The sequence below is a fragment of the Acinetobacter sp. YH01007 genome (assembly GCF_013420425.1).
Taxonomy (GTDB): Bacteria; Pseudomonadota; Gammaproteobacteria; order Pseudomonadales; family Moraxellaceae; genus Acinetobacter; species Acinetobacter towneri.
In genome coordinates, this window is record NZ_VOYC01000002.1 from 1 (window position 1) to 18540 (window position 18540).

Below are 18540 nucleotides of genomic sequence, written 5' to 3' on the forward strand. Positions count from 1 at the left end.
TACATTTAAGGACATTAAGGACATTAAGGACATTAAGGACATTAAGGACATTAAGGACATTAAGGACATTAAGGACATTAAGGACATTAAGGACATTAAGGACATTAAGGACATTAAGGACATTAAGGACATTAAGGACATTTTAAAACTATTAGAGTTCTTATATCTATAACCAAAAGTTCTACGGCATTAAAGAATCCATACACAGTAAGAAAGTATTCAAAACAACATCATCTAAAAATATATTGATCTCAAAAGACCTCCTTGCACTCTTCACTTCTAAGAATATTAATTTTTTTCCTTTGCTTTCGTTATTTTTAATTTTTTATAATGAATTTAAGTTTTTATTTCTCAATCAGTATGCCATGCCTCATTTTCAAAATAACAAGTAATATAAAGCATGCTATGCCCACACTCCCACAAAATCATATTAAAAATCAATATACTAAAATTACTTTGTTTCATCCATGATTTTATATTATAAAAATTTTGACTCTTTTTAGCTTCTATTGCTTACACACAAAAAATTTAACTTATTTAAAAAATTTAGGTCTACAAATTTTTTTATCTCATTTCTTATAAAAACATCACTTTTGAAAAAAATTATTTTTTATTCTGATAAATTTCAAAAAATCTGCTATCAAATTTATTTTTATAGCAATTGGTGCTGTATTATTAACCGTATACAGATATTTAAAATCAATACATAGGACAAAGTGCTTATGAGAAAAAAATTTTTTGTTATTGAGTCAGAAGTTTCTTACTCAACAACAATTATTAAAGAAGCCTCTAGAATATCAATGCACGTTTCAATTTATTTGAGAAGTAGTCTAAAGCGATTAATAAAAGTGTTCCCAAAAAATGTAGAATTATTCATGGAGGCGATGAAAAATAATGCCAAATGAGATAGTAGAAGCTTTACTTGAAGTCGGCTTAACACCTTTGGACTGGGTTGATGCTAGCGTTTTCTCAAAACTCACGGGCATTAAAGCCACAAAGCTAACAAACCGACGCAGAAATTGGCCCGAAAATCTAGTTTGGACCAAGCAAGATGGAAATATTTATTACTCAATTCGGGGGTATAACGAATGGTTGACAAGACAAACTCAAAAGCGTTACCAACAGGCTTGCGGATTAGAGATGGCTCAATCGAGATCAACTTTACCCACAACAAACAACGCCACTACCTCACGCTCCCGCACCCCCCGACTACGGAAGGTATTAGCACAGCCTCTAAAATTAGAGCTGAGTTAAAAAACAAAGCAAAATGGGGCATCTTAACCGATGCCGACATTGCTTCAGCGAAAGGTATTGATGTTGCAGACAACAGCATTATTGTTGGCGAAGGTGTGCTTTTTCAGGAAGTTGCGCAGACCTATCTGCGCAGATGGAAAGGCGACAAAAATACCAAAGGTAATTATGTGAATATCCTCAATTTCCACTGGATGCCAAATCTAGCATTAATGCCAATCCATACAATTACACACGATGACATACAGGACTTAATCTTGGCCAGAGAGTTTACAACTGCTAAAACGCTTAACAACTGCTTAATCCCATTACGCGGTGTTTTCGACACCGCTTTAAAAAGCAAATTAATTTCAGAAAATCCTATGGTAGGAATTGAGAATGAGAAAGTACAAGTCGGATCTCCCGACCCATTTAGTCGCGCAGAAATGACTGCTCTACTAAACTGGCTTGATGATAACTTAGAAGGCAAAGACCATTTTTATTATTGGTATTTCGAACTAGCGTTTTGGTGCGGATGTCGACCATCCGAAATGTTAGCACTGCGCTGGTCAGACATCGATTGGTTTAATAATACTATGCGGATTAGCAAAAGCCGTGTACGCGGTATTGAAAAAAATGTGACAAAAACTCATGTTGAGCGGGAAGTTTATCTTAACGATCGTTCTACTCGTGCTTTGCAAGAAATCCAAAAATTAGGGATGAGCAAAGATTATGTGATGATTTGCCCAGAAACAAACGAGCCATTTTACGGTGAAGAAACTGCAAGAAACAGACTCGTAGATGCAATGCAGGCCTGTGGCATTCGCCATCGTCCCGCGTACAATGCAAGACACACGTACGCAACAATGTTGCTCATGGATGGTTTGAACCCTGTCTTTGTTGCAGACCAAATGGGTCACAGTTTGCAAATGCTGATGAAACGCTATGCCAAGTGGATGCATGGCGATAAGAACAAAATTGAAATGGCGAAATTAAAGACAGAATAAATAAAATGTGGCAAAAGTGTGACAACAAAAAAGGCGCTTTGTATAAGCGCCTAATTTCTATCTAAATATTTGGCAGAGGATCAAGGATTCGAACCTTGACGAACGGTTTTGGAGACCGTCATGCTACCATTACACCAATCCTCTGTAACTTAAAATCAAACTGACTTGATATTTAAGTGGTGGGGACGGAGAGACTCGAACTCTCACACCTCGCGGCGCTGGAACCTAAATCCAGTGCGTCTACCAATTTCGCCACGTCCCCGATGGCTGTGTATATTATAGAGATCACTTCCTGATGACAAGCCTTTTTTATAAAAAAGCGCAATGACTGTTTAAATAAAAAACAAAAAACTATTTTTTGATTTTTTCTTAAGCATATTCAGCTACTAAGCCATAATTTTAACTCAGCAATACTCACTGCACGCTGCGAATAGGACTTTGCCAGCATGTGATTCAGCAGAGGTAAAAATGCTTGTAGATGTATGGGAAGTTGAATATGCAATCTTTGACAGTGCAAATATGCCCAATCGTGGTAACTCTTTGCCTGTAAGCGTTGTTGCGTTAACCACTCATAAAAAATAATGCCTAACGCATAAATATCACTTTGTGCAGTTTTAGGCTGTCCGTGAAATAATTCTGGCGCCATATAACGTGGTGTGGCGGTCATCCCCTGACATTGAATATCTGCAACTTGCTGTGCTTGCTCAAAATCTAACAGTTTGATTTGCCCATCTAACTGCACAATATGTTCAGCTTTTAAGTCGGCATGAATCCAACCCAATTGATGCAATGCATCCACTGCTTCAAAGACACGCAAAAATATGTGTTTAATCGCTTCTGTATATTCAGGTAGATTACCCATCGCAAAAACAGCTTGCGCCTCAGACAGAATTAAAGCACGTGAATAGACCTGTGAATAATGCGATGAAATGTCGTGTGAATTACCCTGCGGCTGAATATGAATGGGTGCAGCATCCATCAATTCACATGGCAATAAAAAAGATAAATGTGATGATTGCGCGTACTGTTTATAAAAGTTCCATTCTTGTGCAAAGCCCTGCTCTACTGTCGCATAAACTCCCTGTTGTTGGGCTTTCAGCCAATAAAACTGCCCTTGATGTTCAAAACGATAAATATGCCGACCATGTTGCAAACTTTGCGCTTTACTGCGCAACTCGAACTGCGCAGTATCTAGCTGTTGAACATCCAAATTTAAAACATTAAACAACACTTGCGCCAGTGCGCATTTCTGCTGCGACTTCGGTGGATACCTCTATTTGAGGTGCATTTAATAATTCTAAGCAATGTTGCAAAGTTTTACCGACACGTGCATGCGTTTCAATCGATGAAATTTTCGGCCAAGTCGCACGCTCGCCTTCACGCTGTAAAATTTTAAATAAATGTGGTTTCGGGTTTTGCAACATATAGCTGTAATGACGCAGGTTATAGCTTCCTACAATATTCACATCACCATAATAGCGTTGATCGACAATACCATAGCCATGATCTAGCAAACGACGCACAGGCGGTACAGCTCCTGCTCGCTCACGCACAAAATCCATTACCCCACGACTAATGACTTTGCCCTGACGACGAATAATCCGTTCTGGCCAACTCAGCATATCTTTACGATAGCGCTTAATATCATCCTGCATAAAAGGCACTACATGCGGATTGACCTGACTGGCGATGGTGTAATTAATATTATACAAACGCGCCATTTTTTCCTGCGGGAAATCACTACGCACACTGCCATCCACCCAACGGGTTTTACCCATATATGGAGTGTGTTCGCCATCATAGCGTTTGTTGGTTAAACGTACAGGTGGAAATAAAATTGGCACAGCACACGAGGCCAACACCGCACTCCAAACCAATAAATCTGGCGCAGTAAAGCTGTTCATAATGCGTGAGTCTTGCGATGCATCATAAGGCGCAACCGCCACATTAATATGCAAACCTGATTTTTGAAAAGCTTCTTCAAACGTGGTATCGCCCAAGTTTTTGATCAGGAATTTTTTTAAATAATGCACATCGGCAATTCCACCATTACCTTTAAGAATTTCGCGCATTTGTCTAAACTGAAATGCTTCGTGGAAAAATGACTCACCACCCAAAATATGCTGTACTTCTTCAGGTTTTGCGATGCCTAGCATTGCAGTCATTATTGCACCCGCGCTCGAACCCGACAGCACTTTAGGCATTAAATCCTGTTCAAGTAAGGCCTTACAAACACCTGTATGAAACAAACCTAGCGTTGCCCCACCAGAGAACATCAAGGCAGGTTGTCCGTATGCAGTTTGGCATTGCTGAAAAAACTCTATTTTTTCTACTTTGGTTAAAGCCTGACATTCATCTGAAGCGACAAAAGCCAAACTTTTACTGACTTCATCCACATAATCTTCAATAATTTTTTTAGTACCCACATAGGTTGCAGTAAACAACATCGGATGGGCAATATTGGCGATGTCAAAAGTTAAACCTTCACGCAAAATATAAATTAAATCGTGACTGCGTTCGGTGGTGCGATAACGGCGTAATAAATTTAAACGATGCGAGATAATTTCCGCATCAAAATATGGCGAACTGTTGTCATATTTCCATTCTTGCGCACCAGTTTCTTCATCTATACGAATGGCAATACTTTTCCATTCTTCATACGATTCGGCATTTTGAATTTGGCGCTTGAGTTTTTTTATGCGATAGGCTTGATGCGGATTAACATCTTCGGTGAAATCTTTAAATAACATAGCATTCCTCAATCCGTTGGTTTATTCGCAGCACTACGCTTGCCTATGCCTACTATACACAACAATATCTAAAAAATTGTAATACGCGTCAATGACTCGATTCACACTTTGATTGTCAAATCTAGGTCAATTGCGCTAGTCTTAAAGTGTAGCAATCTGATCTGCATTTTTTAAGCTGAATTATCATGGCAAACCTAGATTTACCCGACAACATCTTATTATCACTTTCTCATGTACTCCAACAACTACAGCAAAGTTTACCTGCTTTAAAACAAGAAACCGACTTTTCCGCCATCGCATTCAAATGGCAAGATCGACAATTGATAGCGATTCAACAACCCAAAAAAATTGATTTAGATGATTTAAAAGGCATCGAAAAGCAAAAAGAAAAAGTCATTCAAAACACCTTGCAGTTTTTAAATGGCTTACCTGCCAATGATGTGTTACTTACAGGCTCACGCGGTACGGGAAAATCATCTATTGTACGTGCCCTATTGACCGAGTATGCCAATCAAGGATTACGTTTAATTGAAATTGAACGCGATGATTTGTCTGAATTGCCAGAAATTCAAAAAATCATTCAGCATCGTCCTGAAAAATTTATTGTCTACTGTGATGATTTAGCTTTTAACGCAGAAGATGAAAATTATCGTAGTTTAAAAAGTGTTTTAGATGGTTCATTACAATCAGGTTCCAGTAATTTTATTATTTATGCAACCAGTAACAGACGTCATCTATTACCTGAATTTATGCATGAAAATACACCTGTCACTCGTGTAGATGTACCGCAATATACTGAGTTGCATCCTCAAGAAGCAATTGAAGAGAAAATTTCACTGTCTGATCGCTTTGGTCTATGGCTGTCGTTTTATCCAATGGATCAAAATCTATATTTAGAAATTGTGGAGCATTATTTACACAAAGCCGAAATGCCAATGACTGCCGAAGTACGTGCAGAAGCATTAAGATGGTGTCAGGCACGTGGACAGCGTTCAGGGCGTGCTGCCTATCAATTTTCTAAACACTGGATTGGCTCGCAGCAACTTAAAGCACTTTAAATATTTTAATGGGTTGTTTGCATATAGAAGATAGTCAGCAACCCACTCTATTTAAACGCGCTAAATGACTGAGCGACTACTGACCTTGTTCTGCAGCAATCCGTGCCAATGTGTCTTTATAAAATTCTTCGCCATGCGCCTGCATTTCTGCCACAGTCGGCTCTCCTACATATACTTCTTGCGGTACTCTCGCTTCAGGTGTGATAGCCGAAGGATGAGTTGCTACAGTAGTCAAACGAGTCGGTACTTCGACCTGTTGGGCTGTCACTGAACTCGGCTGATTTTCTGTACTATTTATATTTTGCTGTATTGACTCAGCCCCTTCGCAAGCGGTCAATACCATCATCCCCATCACACAAATAATGCAAAATGTATTTTTAAATCGCATGTTTATCTCAATTGGTTTTATATTAAATATCTACCAAAAATCATAGTTTAAAGTTGAAAACACAACAATTGGACAGGATTCACAGATTTAAATACTGCTGTCAGCTACTTTATGGATTTCTATAAATTGTAGGATGAGTGCACAAAAAAAATAAAGAAGTTCTATTTGAAACCAATACGTGAAATAAAGTTTGGGATAGAATATGACTATAAAATTTCAGAAAAATTATTAAAAAATATTTATATTGCAATTATTTAATTTTACTTAATAAGATCAACTTTAGTCCATTGTATTATTTTATGAACCCATTATTCGCTTAAGATGCAATCTCTTTAAAACAAACAACGGTTAAAAAATAATGTTTAAATTTAAAAATTTGTTAATTACAGTAAGTTTAATTACAACGCTTACAGCATGTACACAAGTGAAAACGCAAGAGTATTATGCCGAGAACTTAGATGAAGCTAAAAAAGTTTTGCAGAAGTGCGAAGAAATGGCCAATCAAGGTAAATCACTAGAAGGTAAAAAATTAGAAAACTGTACAAATGCAGGGAATGCTGTGATGCAAGGCATGATGAAAGATCTTACCAAAGGTTTAATGGACGCAGTTCGCTAAGTCTTAAGTATTCGTTTCTAATATTAATGTAAAAATTTAGCATATAAAGTCAGAGGCAGATTATTGCCTCTGATTGATTTTATGCTACGAACAACTTAACCCGCAGTTGGATTGGTAAGCTCCGTCATTGGCCAACGTGGTGTAGTCGTAACCGATAAACCATCTTGCTGCCCTGCTTTTAAACGCTGATAGCCCGCAAAAGCAATCATTGCACCATTGTCGGTGCACAATGCAGGTTCTGCATAATAAACCGTTGCACGAATTTTAGCTAAATCTGCTTCTAAACGCTCACGTAACCGAGTATTTGCACTCACCCCACCCGCGATCACCAAGCGTTTTAAACCTGTTTGTTTTAAAGCTTTTACCGATTTTTTCACCAAAGTATCAACAATCGCTTCTTGGAAACTTGCCGCAATATCGGCATCACGGTTTTCATCACCTAACTTTTTCATTTGTACTGAAACCGCAGTTTTTAAACCGCTAAATGAAAATTCTAAGCCTTGGTGCAACATTGGACGTGGAAATTCAAAAGCTTTGGCATCGCCTTGTTCAGCTAGTTTGGCGATATTTGGCCCACCCGGATACGGTAAACCCATCATTTTGGCAACTTTGTCAAAAGCCTCGCCTGCAGCATCATCAATCGACTCGCCTAACAATTCATATTGGCCAATGCCATAAGCTGCCATGAGCTGTGTATGTCCACCCGAAACCAATAAAGCGACAAACGGAAATTCTGGCGGTGTCGCAGACAATAATGGTGCAAGCATGTGCCCTTCCATGTGATGCACCCCAATTGCAGGTTTATTTAAGGCAAAAGCTAAAGTTCGTCCAAATAATGCGCCTGTCATGAGTGCGCCCATTAGCCCCGGCCCACGGGTATAAGCCACTGCATCAATTTCAGATTTTTTGACTTGGCTCTGCTCAAGCAATTGATTGATTAAAGGAATAAGTTTGCGCACATGGTCACGTGAAGCCAGTTCGGGTACCACACCACCATACTCTGCATGCAATTTAATTTGGCTATACAGTACTTGCCCGCGCAAACCTAACTCGCTGTCATACAGTGCAAGTCCTGTTTCATCACAAGATGTTTCTAAGCCTAAAACGATCATTAAATTGCCTATAACCTGTATCAATTCTATTGCGAAACCTATTATAGACTTGTGATATGAGATGTAAATGAGTAAAATACTGACCTTCACTTGTGATCGTGGGCAATTTCGCCCAGATCTTATCCATAACTTAATGAGGATTCTTCATGCCACAAGTTAAATTGAAAGAAGGCGAACCAGTAGACGTAGCTATCCGTCGTTTCAAACGTTCTTGCGAAAAAGCAGGTGTTTTAGCTGACGTACGTAAGCGTGAATTCTACGAAAAACCAACTCAAGAACGTAAGCGCAAAAAAGCTGCTGCTGTTAAACGCTACCAAAAGAAATTGGCGCGTGAATCAGTACGTACTACTCGCCTTTACTAATTAATTTGTGATTGCCTGTCTGGATTAAATGATGACGACTTTAAAAAACCAAATTACTGACGTTTTGAAAGCGACAATGCGCGCCAAAGAAATGGATAAGTTAACGGTAATTCGTAGTCTACAGGCGGCAATTAAGCAAATCGAAGTCGATGAGCGCAAAGAGCTTGACGATGCTCAGGTTCTTGCGGTCATTGAAAAGCAAATTAAACAACGTAAAGAATCGGTTAAAGCCTTTGAAGGCGCTGGCCGAGAAGATTTAGCTAGTAAGGAACAAGCCGAAATTGAGGTGTTATCTCAGTTTCTACCAGAAGCTATGACTGAGGAAGAACTTGATTCCATGATTGCGCAAACCATTGAAGCGCAACAAGCTACTAGCATGAAAGATATGGGTAAGGTGATGAACTCTCTGCGTCCGCTCATAGCCGGGCGCGCCGATCCTGCTCAAGTATCTGCCAAAATTAAAGCCAAATTAAGCTAATTAGCTCACCCCAAATTTGTGCTTCTCCGAACACTGATTTAAATGTCAGATTAAGCCCGCTTTAATCTTTCTATCTAATGCTATTAAGTAAAATGCTAAACCTAGGATGAGATAGATTATCTATTCACCCTTAGACACTTCTGCTTTAACTTTTTACTTTAAATCGCAGTTCACTTGATATTTTTTCAGTAATTGCATTTCTTTAGATGTGCTGACCTGCTGAATCACGTCCTGTTTATTAATATTCTGATAACGACGATCCAAATAGGCACGGTTTTCATCTGCTGCCTGATATAAACGATCAACATAACGACTAACAATGCCGCAAAACTGCTGCTGTTGCTGCGGATTAAAACCCTGCTGTTGTGGGTTTAAGCCTCGTAAAAACTGTCGGGTATCTTGTTTATATTGCGCATTAATTTCTTCAACAGCCAACACATACTGCTCTGCACTCGCAGCATAGACATTTTGCAAGGTCATCCCCAAAGTAAGGCATAAATAAATATATTTTTTCATTTTCAAGTCAGGGTCGTTTCAACTCAAGTTCTATTTTAGCATTGTATATTCCGCGAATAACTATTCACACGACTCAATTGCCAAAAAGTTGGGTTTGTATTGCGCAAATGCTTGCTCACATGGTTCGGGAACTTTGCCTTGAGTCACTGTCCCTAAGCGTAAGCGAATAATATCGGGTAAATCTAGCCGATAAGAATAAATCGGGCTGCCACACTCCTGACAAAATACCCGTGCTTTATTGGGACTATGAAAATATTCTTTTAGATATTTTAAGCCACGCACCACTTCAAAATGTTCGCGTGCCACTGGACTATTCCATCCCATAATACCGCCTTGCGCACGACGGCAATGCTGGCAAAAACATAATATTGTTTTTTCAATTTCGGCATGGTAACGGTAATACACCGCACCACATAAACATTGTCCCTCAATCATTCTTAAACTCCTTTTCTTTATTGTTATGCCACCGTATGTACGCCCGACTTATATTTTTAACTGTCGTTCTCTTTGCATTTCAGTCACACGGTTTTTTATATTTGCCGACATCGCCTGATTGTCTTTGGCTAAACGCTGCGCGTGCAGTAATGATTTAATTGCCTCTTCTTCCCAACCTGACCAATACTGTACTTCTGCACGATACCGTAACACATTTACCGTGCGTAATGCAGAGCTTCGGTCTATATTTGCCGCTTGCTGCATTAAATTCCATGCCGATAAATCACGTGGATTTTTTTGCAAGAAATCCTTCAAAATACTTTCTGCTTGCGTAGTTTGATTTTGACGAATCAAAACCTCGGCCCATTTATAATTCAGCGCACGATTTTCAGGCATAATTCGCGCAGGTGAACCAATTGTTTTGAGCGCTAAATCAATTTTATTTTGCCCTAAATAAATGTCAGTTTGAATAAGTGTCAATAAATTATGTAAACGATTGTGACTTTTGGCCTGATCTATACTTTGTTGCGCCAAAACAAAATCGCCTTGCTGGCTATAAAAATAAGCCAAAGCCAAATTCGCCGCAAAATGGTTACGGGTTGCAAATGCTTTAAGCTGCTGTTCTGTCGCCTGCTGCGAAACCACCAAACTATATAACTTTAAAATCTCAAAGTCTTCATCACGCAGCGAGGTTGGCACTGGTGGCAATTGATTGGCACGTAAACGCGCCTCACTCATCCGCTCTGTGGTTAAGGGATGGGTAAACCAAAAGTCAGGTAAGAAGCTCACTCGACTCGTAGTACGGTGCATCACCTCAAAAAAGTCTGCCATGCTTTGTGGGTTATAGCCTGCGCTATACATATATTGCATGCCAATACGGTCTGCTTCACGTTCCTGATTACGGCTATAAGTCAATTGCTGATCCATTAAAGCGGCTTGAGAACCCATCATCACCGCTGCGCCTGCATCACCATCGGCTTGTGAGGCAACCAATGCCCCAACCACAACCCCAGCGAGTGCCAACAAACCCTGTCCTTTAAATGCCTCTTGAGAGCGACTGTAATGACGTTGCGACACATGCGCAATTTCATGCGCCATCACGCCCGCAACTTCATCCATATTACGGGCAGAATTAATAAGACCTGTGTTTAACGCAAATAAACCACCCGGCACAGCAAAAGCATTAATTTGTGGATCATTGATAATGAGTAGCCCAATGGGTTGCCCCAATTGAGTTTGGCTGAGTAGATGCGAAAACGTATTGATTAATTGATCTTCCAGCCACGGGTTTTGCGTGACAGGCATTTTACGCTGCACTTCCCGATAGACTTTTTCACCAATACTGCGTTCTTTTTGCTGATCAATTAATCCCACACCACTGCCTATTTCAGGCACATTAAATTGTGGTGTGGTGGTTAGATTGGCACTTTGGGTTGTCGCAATACTGGCAAAACTCAAACCGCAGATCAGTAATAGATGTTTCAATGGATGATCTCAAATACATATTTTGCATAATGATTCACTATAACATTGAAAAATGAACGCATTTGCAATGATGTGTTATCAATTTTTACCAAATCATCTTTAACTTTAAGACGTATAACAAGCAGGATTAACAACATATTGCGGGCGACGTCCTTCCAGCGCATCAACTAAATTTTTATAGGCTAAGTTTGCCATTTGTCGACGAGTTGCTGCAGTTGCTGAACCAATGTGCGGCAAAGTCACGACATTATCTAACTCAAATAATGGTGATTCTTGCAGTGGTTCTTTGTCATAGACATCCAAAGCTGCGGCAAAAATTTTGCCTGCTTCTAAGGTCTGAATAAGTGCCTGCTCATCAATGACTGAACCACGCGAAATATTGACCAAAATTGCATGAGACGGCATTAAATCAAGTTCACGCTGACCAATTAAGGCTTTAGAGTCTGCATTTAAATCGACTGCCAGTACCACAAAATCAGACTGTTGCAGCAATTCATCCAGACTTAAATATTCTGCATTAAATGCCTTCGCCACTTCCATTTTTTCACGACGATTGTGGTACACCACATTCATATTAAAACCATGAAATGCACGCCGTGCGATAGCCGCACCAATATGCCCCAAACCTACAATACCAATGGTTTTACCATAAATATCCTGTCCAAACTGTGCTGCACCCACGGTACGTTTCCATTGCCCTTGTTTAGTCCACCGATCTAAATATGGCACTTGTCGTGCTGCACTCATCAATAAAGTAAAGGCTAAATCTGCTGTGGTTTCAGTCAAGACATGCGGTGTATGGCAAAGACTAATCTTTTGTTGAGTTAAATAATCTACATCATAGTTGTCGTAACCGACACTTACACTCGAAATCACTTTGAGTTTAGTCGCAGTATGCAAGTTGCTTTGATTAAGCAAGCGCCCTGCACCAATCATGCCATCCGCATCTTGCACATGCTCAAGCAACTGTTGATTCACGTCACCCAACTTCGGGCTGACCTGCACCACCTGATAATCTTGCTCTAGCTTACTTAAAATTTCTGCATCAATTTGACTAAACACTACCACTTTTTTACGCATGATTATCCCTGTTTCGTGTCTACAATTGCTTGTATATGTAGAGTTTTAAATATCTGAATTGACTTAGGCTTTAGGCTGTAACGATGTGATTTGTATCGCATCCCACAGACTTTTTTTCAACAGCGGTTGATCTAACATCTCTTGCAAGCTGGCTAAATGCAAACATTGTTCAGATTTAAAATGTGGTAATTGACCTAAAATCAGCATGTTTTTATCTGTGCTCAAGACATCAACAAAACCTTGCACATAATTTTCTACCCCGATGCCGTCTTGTAATACTTCTAAAGCAAAAGGCCATTGCAATACGTGATATTCGGCCTGTAGCGCATGTTGAATATTACGCCACAATTGTTGCTGTTCCTGACTCAAGGTAGTGCTTTCTACCAAAATGACACAATGTGGCAACTGCAAAGCTTCAATACTAAATGCTTCAATTTGCAGCATGACACGCGCTTCAGGAACAACTTCTGGCGCGGCCGCTTCAACTGTCGTATGTTGCGGAGATGGTTCTTGCTTAGGCTTTTCGTGAATAATCGGCTGTTGTTGTTTTAATTGTTGAGGTACTGCAGCAGGAACAATAATTTCGCTGTGTATTTCAGGTGCAGCTTGGTCGCGCCAAACCGATGATTGTGGCAAAGTTTGAGACACAGCCGTTCTGGAAACCCAAATATCGATTCCCAAACTGGCTAAAATGTCACGCTGATGCCCCATCATGTTTATCATCACCTATCTAATTTTTCGCTGCACGTATTTATCACAGAACAACATGCAAGATAGCACCTATTCTACCTAGAAAGGCTGCACAATGCTGTGCTTTCTTTCACCCAATCTGACCTATTCGTATTTTTTCAAAATCTGCTTTAAACACACCTAGTCAATCAGTGTCACACAATCATCAAACTGTTTTGTTTTTGCATTTGCTCGACAATTTCTTCGGTTTTAAAACCTAAACGCCAATAGAGCAACTCCAAAACATCCAATTCATCTTGGGTGATAATACGGTCATTCCACAAACAAATTTCAGCAATGCCTAACACCATCAGTCGATCACGCAGCAGCAAACCTGCCATATCATTTAAAATTTCTGATAAATCAATCGGTTCATCTGAAATTTCTTCATAATCAATCAATTCATCTGCAGTTAAAACACGTTCTAAAATACGTTCACGTACATCTAACTGATTAACACTATTAATTTGCTGCACATGCAATAAAGCATCGATTAAACGTACAATTTGCGGTTTAACTTCGTGTAACGCTGCAGGTGTATGTAAAGGCAGCAAGTTCAATTCAAACTTAATACGTTCAAGCAGCAAGGCATCCAACAAACCAATCTCGCCATCTTCCTGAATGATTTTTGCCAATTTGGTTAGAAACTGCCGTGCGATACTCAGCGGCATACCACCAATATTTTTACACGCTTCATGGAAAATCGAGATATGTACTCGCCCATCCAAATGTAATAAAGCATCTACAATTGCACGACTCACTTCTGCTTCAGCAGGAATAAATTCACGATATTGGCGAATCATCAAAATAGCGACAATCACCTCACGCGAACCCGTTGCCGTTTGTAAGGCACGCTGAATTAGCTCTGGACGCGGCATGTTATTGCGAATTTCAGGCTTGAGTGGCTTAATTGCATCATTAATTGCAAAGCTAATCGGCGACAAGCGCAGCAAAGGCAAAGGTTGCGGTGAGCTCCACGGCGCATAATATTCAGCATTCATTTCTTCTAACGAGCGAAATAGGCTAAACAAAGGCTGATTGCGTAAACGCTTCAAATTTTCGAGTTGTAAGTCTTGCACCAAGGTTGGATCAAGCTCAAAAATACGGGCTTCAATACTTGGATGAATATTCATCCAGCTTTGCGGACTGAGCGAGTTAGCAAAGCACATGTGGGAAATAGATTCTGAATATTCACTATGAATTTGCGACCCTGCATGATGCACATAAATTCGCAGCAAAGTTTGAATATTGGCATTATTTTGAATCAAACGTTTGGTTTTTAAATCATTTTTAAAGGTACGTCCGCTTAGACTAATATATTTAATTAAGCGGGTAATCAACACGCCCAAGCTACCAAACAACCAGATACCACCACCTACAGCAACAAAAAAAGTCGCTAACTTATGTGGCGGTGCATCACGATGTTGTCCAAAGCCAAGTTTGGCGATGCTACTGCCCCACTTACTAAACGTGGTTAGGCTACTGTAGAGGATTTTAAGCTTGGTATTATCAATGGTTTCACCACTTAAAATATGGTTAAACTCATGGCTGAGTAGTCCATAAAGCTCTTGCTCATCCAAGTTTTGCAAAGCACCCCAAGTCAAAATAATCACAATATCTTTATGACTAAAGCCTGCAGTGAGGGCATTTACCCCAATTTCATCGGGCAATACATATACAGTAGGCGCTGGGATTTGAAAGGTATCGGCCAATTGTTCGGTCAGTTTAAGTGCGGTACTTTCTTCTGGGGTACTTTCGAACTGGGTTAAACGACGCGCACCCAATTGTTTTGCCAAAGAATGACCACCTGAGCGAAAAACGTAAAATTCCAAAATGACGGATACTGTCATAATCAGCACCAAGACCGTAATCCAGTATGGGCTTAGACTGTGCCAATAGATGGATTGGCTTGAATCGACATAATAGACCAACAGACCCAAAACTGTGTTTAAGATAAACAGGGTCAAAGCGACTGCAACCAAACATAAAATTGCAGACCAAATCATATTTTTGTTTTTAATCAAGTAACTACTCACAGACCTCAATGTAAACATCCTGAATTACATTGTATTTGAGCCACCATCATAAATGAAAAAAGCGGGAATTTCCCGCTTTTCTCACTGAGCTGATCAGAAAAAAAATTAACTCTCTTTTACACCAGTTAAGTCTACTGACGCGGCATCAATATTGACATCAATATAACCATCTTTGCCTTTTTTAGCCAAGTCGTTGCGCTTTTGCTCAAGATCATTCAGATAAGCTTCGTCAATTCCGCCAGCTACATACACGCCATCAAATACTGAACAATCGAATTCAGTTAAATGCGGTACTTTATGGGTACGAACGGCTTGTTTTAAATCTTCTAAATCTTGGAAAATTAAACGGTCTGCACCAATAATTTCACGAATTTCTTCGACATTACGGTTAGACGCGATTAATTCATCTTTAGCTGGCATATCAATACCATACACGTTTGGATATTTCACCATTGGCGCTGCAGAAGCAAAGAATACTTTTTTCGCCCCAGCATCACGTGCCATTTGAATAATTTCGTTACAGGTCGTACCACGGACAATCGAGTCATCCACCAACAGTACATTTTTGCCTTTAAACTCAAGCTCTACAGGGTTGAGTTTTTGGCGTACTGATTTTTTACGCAATTGCTGACCCGGCATAATAAAGGTACGTCCGATATAACGGTTTTTCATAAAACCTTCACGGAATTTGACCCCTAAAGTATTTGCCAATTCTAAAGCTGAAGTACGTGATGTATCTGGAATTGGAATAACGACATCAATATCGTGCTGCTCGCCCCACTCTTGAGTAATTTTATGCGCCAGTTTCTCGCCCATTTTCAAACGCGCTTTGTACACTGAAATACCATCAATGGTCGCATCTGGACGAGCAAAATATACATACTCAAAAATACATGGGCGATATTCAGGTTTAGTTGCACATTGCTGAGTAAATAACTCACCCGCATCATTAATAAAAATCGCTTCACCCGGTGCAATATCACGCTCAACTTTAAAGCCAAGTGCAGTAATTGCCACAGATTCTGATGCAATAATATATTCCATGCCCTGTTCAGTTTCACGCGAACCATAAATCAATGGACGAATACCATTTGGGTCACGAAAACCAACCAAGCCTTGACCTGTAATCATTGCGACAACGCCATAAGCACCCTTGCAGCGCTCATGCACACGGCTGATCACATGAAAAATATCTTCAGGCGTTGGATTTAATTTGCCACGTTTTTGCAACTCATGTGCAAATACGTTCAATAACACTTCCGAGTCAGAATCGGTGTTCATGTGACGTAAATCTGTTTTAAACAGATCTTCGTGAATTTCTTCGGCATTGGTCAAATTGCCATTGTGTGCCAAAGTAATCCCGTACGGCGAGTTCACATAAAATGGCTGCGCTTCAGCACTGCTTGATGAACCTGCAGTTGGATAACGCACATGCCCAATACCATAATTACCTTGCAACGCACGCATGTGACGCGTATGGAATACATCACGCACCATACCGTTATCTTTACGCAAGAACAAACGCCCATTGTGGCAAGTTACGATCCCAGCTGCATCCTGTCCACGATGTTGTAACATCGTTAATGCATCAAACAACATTTGGTTAACAGGTGATTTACCAGCTATACCAACAACTCCACACATAGCAACCTCGCAGACCAGCTAGGGATTAATAAAAAGGATTATTCGTTGAGCCATCTGCGCCAGAGCGATTTTCTTTTGCGTCAGATGCGATGTCGGAAGATGGCGCGGCATCTTTCGACTTGATGTGCTGTAAAGCCTCATTGGCAGCGTCTTTGGACAGTTCTGTTGCCCACGGTGCATACGGCAATAAAGTTTGCACAAATTTAGACTGTTTCCAATAAGGCGAGCTTTCGACCCAAGGACCAATGCCTTGAATGGTAATAAGAACAATGAGTAAGCCTTTCAAGGTACCAAATGCACCGCCTGCCAAACGATTTAATGGGCCAAGTTTCAAGCTCTTTAAAACACCATTTAAAACAGCGGTTACAATCCAGGTCAGTACCACAATCACCAAGACAATAAATGCAAAGGCTGCAATTTTTTGTACCACAGGATCGCTACTGAGTGCTGTCATCGAAGGTGCTAGGACAACTGCATATTTTGCCGCAACAATTAGGGCAAAAATCCATCCTACCAAGTTCGCAAAGGCTTTAATAAATCCTTGTCGCAAACCGTTCAACCCTCCAATAAGCAAGAGAATCAGAATAACGATATCAATGGTATTCATAAGTTATAAGGCGTTCACACAATCTTGAACCAGCTCAGGACCTGCATAGATTAAACCACTATACACCTGAACCAAGCTTGCACCTGCATTTTTTTTGGCAACCGCTTGTTCGCCCGACAAAATGCCACCTACACCAATTAAAGGAATTTCACCTTTCAGTGCTGCTGAAAATGCTGCCAAACATGCAGTACTTTTTTCAAACACAGGCGCACCCGATAAACCACCTGCTTCATCGCCATGCGGCAAGTTTTCTACACCTTCGCGCGACAAAGTGGTATTGGTCACAATCAGACCATCAATTTTGAATTGCAATAATTGTTTGGCAATAAACTGAATATCTTCAGGGTCTAGATCTGGAGCAACTTTTAATACCAACGGCACATAATGTTGATGTTCTTCGGCTAACTCCAACTGACGCTGTTTGAGGGTTTGCAATAACTCAGTCAGCGCATCACCACTTTGCAAACTGCGCAAGTTTTTGGTATTCGGTGATGAAATGTTTACGGTGATATAAGAGGCATAGTTATAGACTTTTTCTAAACAAATCAGATAATCATCTACTGCATTTTCAACTGGCGTATCGGCATTTTTACCAATATTAATCCCCAAAATGCCTTTAAATTTTGCCGCTTTGACGTTTTCAATCAGCTGATCGACCCCATCATTATTAAAACCCATACGGTTAATAATGGCTTTGGCCTGCGGAATACGGAATAAACGTGGATGCGGATTGCCCGCTTGAGGACGTGGCGTAATGGTGCCAATTTCAATAAACCCAAAGCCTAAACCAGCCAAGGCATCAATATACGCACCATTTTTGTCTAGACCTGCTGCCAAACCTACTGGATTAGGGAATTCAATTCCCATACACGTCACAGGTTTCGCTACAGTCTTTTGACGCATCAAGCCCATTTTATGGCTCGATTTCAATAGTGATAGTGTCAGCTCATGTGCACGCTCTGGTGCTAAAGAAAATAACAACGGGCGGGCTAGAGAATACAACATAT

18 protein-coding genes and 2 tRNA genes are annotated in these 18540 nt (G+C 40.2%); 5 read left to right on the plus strand and 15 right to left on the minus strand.

Annotation, left to right across the window (positions count from 1 at the left end):
• Positions 1–1088: 1088 nt before the first annotated feature.
• On the plus strand, positions 1089–2237 hold the full coding sequence (locus FTT74_RS00340) for a site-specific integrase (protein WP_019838445.1): 1149 nt from the start codon (positions 1089–1091) through the stop codon (positions 2235–2237).
• 70 nt (positions 2238–2307) lie between these two features.
• On the opposite strand, the gene FTT74_RS00345 is transcribed toward FTT74_RS00340, so the two are convergent.
• The 4 genes from FTT74_RS00345 to FTT74_RS00360 form a co-directional block, all read right to left on the minus strand.
• Positions 2308–2381: transfer RNA gene (locus tag FTT74_RS00345), tRNA-Trp, on the minus strand.
• A 33-nt stretch (positions 2382–2414) separates the two neighbouring features.
• Positions 2415–2499, minus strand: a tRNA-Leu gene (locus FTT74_RS00350).
• A gap of 117 nt (positions 2500–2616) precedes the next feature.
• Complete coding sequence (locus FTT74_RS00355; RefSeq protein ID WP_179988430.1) at positions 2617–3468, minus strand: protein kinase; 852 nt, start codon at positions 3466–3468, stop codon at positions 2617–2619.
• Positions 3458–4987, minus strand: a complete 1530-nt coding sequence (locus tag FTT74_RS00360) for a DUF3336 domain-containing protein (RefSeq protein ID WP_096902519.1) — start codon at positions 4985–4987, stop codon at positions 3458–3460. Before FTT74_RS00360 ends, FTT74_RS00355 begins: the two co-directional genes overlap by 11 nt.
• A gap of 185 nt (positions 4988–5172) precedes the next feature.
• On the opposite strand from FTT74_RS00360, the gene FTT74_RS00365 reads away from it, so the two are divergent.
• Positions 5173–6045 carry an ATP-binding protein gene (locus tag FTT74_RS00365; RefSeq protein WP_179988429.1) on the plus strand — a complete coding sequence of 291 codons (873 nt, stop codon included), beginning with the start codon at positions 5173–5175 and terminating at the stop codon, positions 6043–6045.
• A gap of 76 nt (positions 6046–6121) precedes the next feature.
• Here the strand turns inward: FTT74_RS00365 and FTT74_RS00370 are convergent, their stop codons facing one another.
• Positions 6122–6433 (minus strand): hypothetical protein, encoded by a 312-nt coding sequence (locus FTT74_RS00370; protein WP_179988428.1) that lies wholly within the window; start codon positions 6431–6433, stop codon positions 6122–6124.
• A 358-nt stretch (positions 6434–6791) separates the two neighbouring features.
• On the opposite strand from FTT74_RS00370, the gene FTT74_RS00375 reads away from it, so the two are divergent.
• Positions 6792–7049: an EexN family lipoprotein gene (locus FTT74_RS00375; RefSeq protein WP_004971457.1), complete on the plus strand. Its 258-nt coding sequence runs from the start codon at positions 6792–6794 to the stop codon at positions 7047–7049.
• A 95-nt stretch (positions 7050–7144) separates the two neighbouring features.
• Here FTT74_RS00375 and tsaD read toward each other — a convergent pair whose 3' ends face one another.
• On the minus strand, positions 7145–8161 hold the full coding sequence (gene tsaD, locus FTT74_RS00380) for a tRNA (adenosine(37)-N6)-threonylcarbamoyltransferase complex transferase subunit TsaD (RefSeq protein ID WP_004971458.1): 1017 nt from the start codon (positions 8159–8161) through the stop codon (positions 7145–7147).
• Positions 8162–8307: 146 nt separating this feature from the next.
• Here tsaD and rpsU point away from each other — a divergent pair, with 146 nt between their 5' ends.
• A complete protein-coding gene (rpsU, locus tag FTT74_RS00385) occupies positions 8308–8523 on the plus strand; it encodes a 30S ribosomal protein S21 (RefSeq protein ID WP_001136722.1) in 216 nt (71 codons plus the stop codon).
• Positions 8524–8554: 31 nt separating this feature from the next.
• Complete coding sequence (locus tag FTT74_RS00390; protein ID WP_096902523.1) at positions 8555–9001, plus strand: GatB/YqeY domain-containing protein; 447 nt, start codon at positions 8555–8557, stop codon at positions 8999–9001.
• Positions 9002–9154: 153 nt separating this feature from the next.
• Here FTT74_RS00390 and FTT74_RS00395 read toward each other — a convergent pair whose 3' ends face one another.
• The 9 genes from FTT74_RS00395 to FTT74_RS00435 all read right to left on the minus strand — a co-directional run bounded on the left by FTT74_RS00395 (position 9155) and on the right by FTT74_RS00435 (position 18538).
• Positions 9155–9517 (minus strand): hypothetical protein, encoded by a 363-nt coding sequence (locus tag FTT74_RS00395; RefSeq protein ID WP_004971462.1) that lies wholly within the window; start codon positions 9515–9517, stop codon positions 9155–9157.
• Between the two features lie 60 nt (positions 9518–9577).
• On the minus strand, positions 9578–9952 hold the full coding sequence (locus FTT74_RS00400; protein WP_096902524.1) for a GFA family protein: 375 nt from the start codon (positions 9950–9952) through the stop codon (positions 9578–9580).
• Between the two features lie 48 nt (positions 9953–10000).
• Complete coding sequence (locus tag FTT74_RS00405; protein WP_171324990.1) at positions 10001–11437, minus strand: M48 family metalloprotease; 1437 nt, start codon at positions 11435–11437, stop codon at positions 10001–10003.
• Positions 11438–11542: 105 nt separating this feature from the next.
• Positions 11543–12517 carry a D-glycerate dehydrogenase gene (locus FTT74_RS00410; protein ID WP_179988427.1) on the minus strand — a complete coding sequence of 325 codons (975 nt, stop codon included), beginning with the start codon at positions 12515–12517 and terminating at the stop codon, positions 11543–11545.
• 63 nt (positions 12518–12580) lie between these two features.
• Positions 12581–13231: a hypothetical protein gene (locus FTT74_RS00415; RefSeq protein ID WP_179988426.1), complete on the minus strand. Its 651-nt coding sequence runs from the start codon at positions 13229–13231 to the stop codon at positions 12581–12583.
• 170 nt (positions 13232–13401) lie between these two features.
• The gene (locus FTT74_RS00420; RefSeq protein WP_004971472.1) at positions 13402–15291 is read right to left on the minus strand and encodes a M48 family metalloprotease; all 1890 of its coding nucleotides are present in this window, start codon (positions 15289–15291) and stop codon (positions 13402–13404) included.
• A gap of 96 nt (positions 15292–15387) precedes the next feature.
• On the minus strand, positions 15388–16926 hold the full coding sequence (gene purF, locus FTT74_RS00425; protein ID WP_179988425.1) for an amidophosphoribosyltransferase: 1539 nt from the start codon (positions 16924–16926) through the stop codon (positions 15388–15390).
• Between the two features lie 25 nt (positions 16927–16951).
• The gene (locus FTT74_RS00430; RefSeq protein ID WP_004971476.1) at positions 16952–17533 is read right to left on the minus strand and encodes a CvpA family protein; all 582 of its coding nucleotides are present in this window, start codon (positions 17531–17533) and stop codon (positions 16952–16954) included.
• A gap of 3 nt (positions 17534–17536) precedes the next feature.
• Entirely contained in the window at positions 17537–18538 is a 1002-nt protein-coding gene (locus FTT74_RS00435; RefSeq protein ID WP_004971477.1) for a quinone-dependent dihydroorotate dehydrogenase, read from the minus strand.
• Positions 18539–18540 lie beyond the last annotated feature (2 nt).

Excerpts from the sequence above, each read along its gene's own strand:
- purF (WP_179988425.1), bottom strand. The coding sequence starts at position 16,926 with ATGTGTGGAGTTGTTGGTATAGCTGGTAAATCACCTGTTAACCAAATG.
- FTT74_RS00400 (WP_096902524.1), bottom strand. The coding sequence starts at position 9,952 with ATGATTGAGGGACAATGTTTATGTGGTGCGGTGTATTACCGTTACCAT.
- FTT74_RS00360 (WP_096902519.1), bottom strand. The coding sequence starts at position 4,987 with ATGTTATTTAAAGATTTCACCGAAGATGTTAATCCGCATCAAGCCTAT.
- tsaD (WP_004971458.1), bottom strand. The coding sequence starts at position 8,161 with ATGATCGTTTTAGGCTTAGAAACATCTTGTGATGAAACAGGACTTGCA.
- FTT74_RS00340 (WP_019838445.1), top strand. The coding sequence starts at position 1,089 with ATGGTTGACAAGACAAACTCAAAAGCGTTACCAACAGGCTTGCGGATT.
- FTT74_RS00370 (WP_179988428.1), bottom strand. The coding sequence starts at position 6,433 with ATGCGATTTAAAAATACATTTTGCATTATTTGTGTGATGGGGATGATG.
- FTT74_RS00390 (WP_096902523.1), top strand. The coding sequence starts at position 8,555 with ATGACGACTTTAAAAAACCAAATTACTGACGTTTTGAAAGCGACAATG.
- FTT74_RS00375 (WP_004971457.1), top strand. The coding sequence starts at position 6,792 with ATGTTTAAATTTAAAAATTTGTTAATTACAGTAAGTTTAATTACAACG.
- FTT74_RS00435 (WP_004971477.1), bottom strand. The coding sequence starts at position 18,538 with ATGTTGTATTCTCTAGCCCGCCCGTTGTTATTTTCTTTAGCACCAGAG.
- FTT74_RS00430 (WP_004971476.1), bottom strand. The coding sequence starts at position 17,533 with ATGAATACCATTGATATCGTTATTCTGATTCTCTTGCTTATTGGAGGG.
- FTT74_RS00365 (WP_179988429.1), top strand. The coding sequence starts at position 5,173 with ATGGCAAACCTAGATTTACCCGACAACATCTTATTATCACTTTCTCAT.
- rpsU (WP_001136722.1), top strand. The coding sequence starts at position 8,308 with ATGCCACAAGTTAAATTGAAAGAAGGCGAACCAGTAGACGTAGCTATC.
- FTT74_RS00415 (WP_179988426.1), bottom strand. The coding sequence starts at position 13,231 with ATGATGGGGCATCAGCGTGACATTTTAGCCAGTTTGGGAATCGATATT.
- FTT74_RS00395 (WP_004971462.1), bottom strand. The coding sequence starts at position 9,517 with ATGAAAAAATATATTTATTTATGCCTTACTTTGGGGATGACCTTGCAA.
- FTT74_RS00410 (WP_179988427.1), bottom strand. The coding sequence starts at position 12,517 with ATGCGTAAAAAAGTGGTAGTGTTTAGTCAAATTGATGCAGAAATTTTA.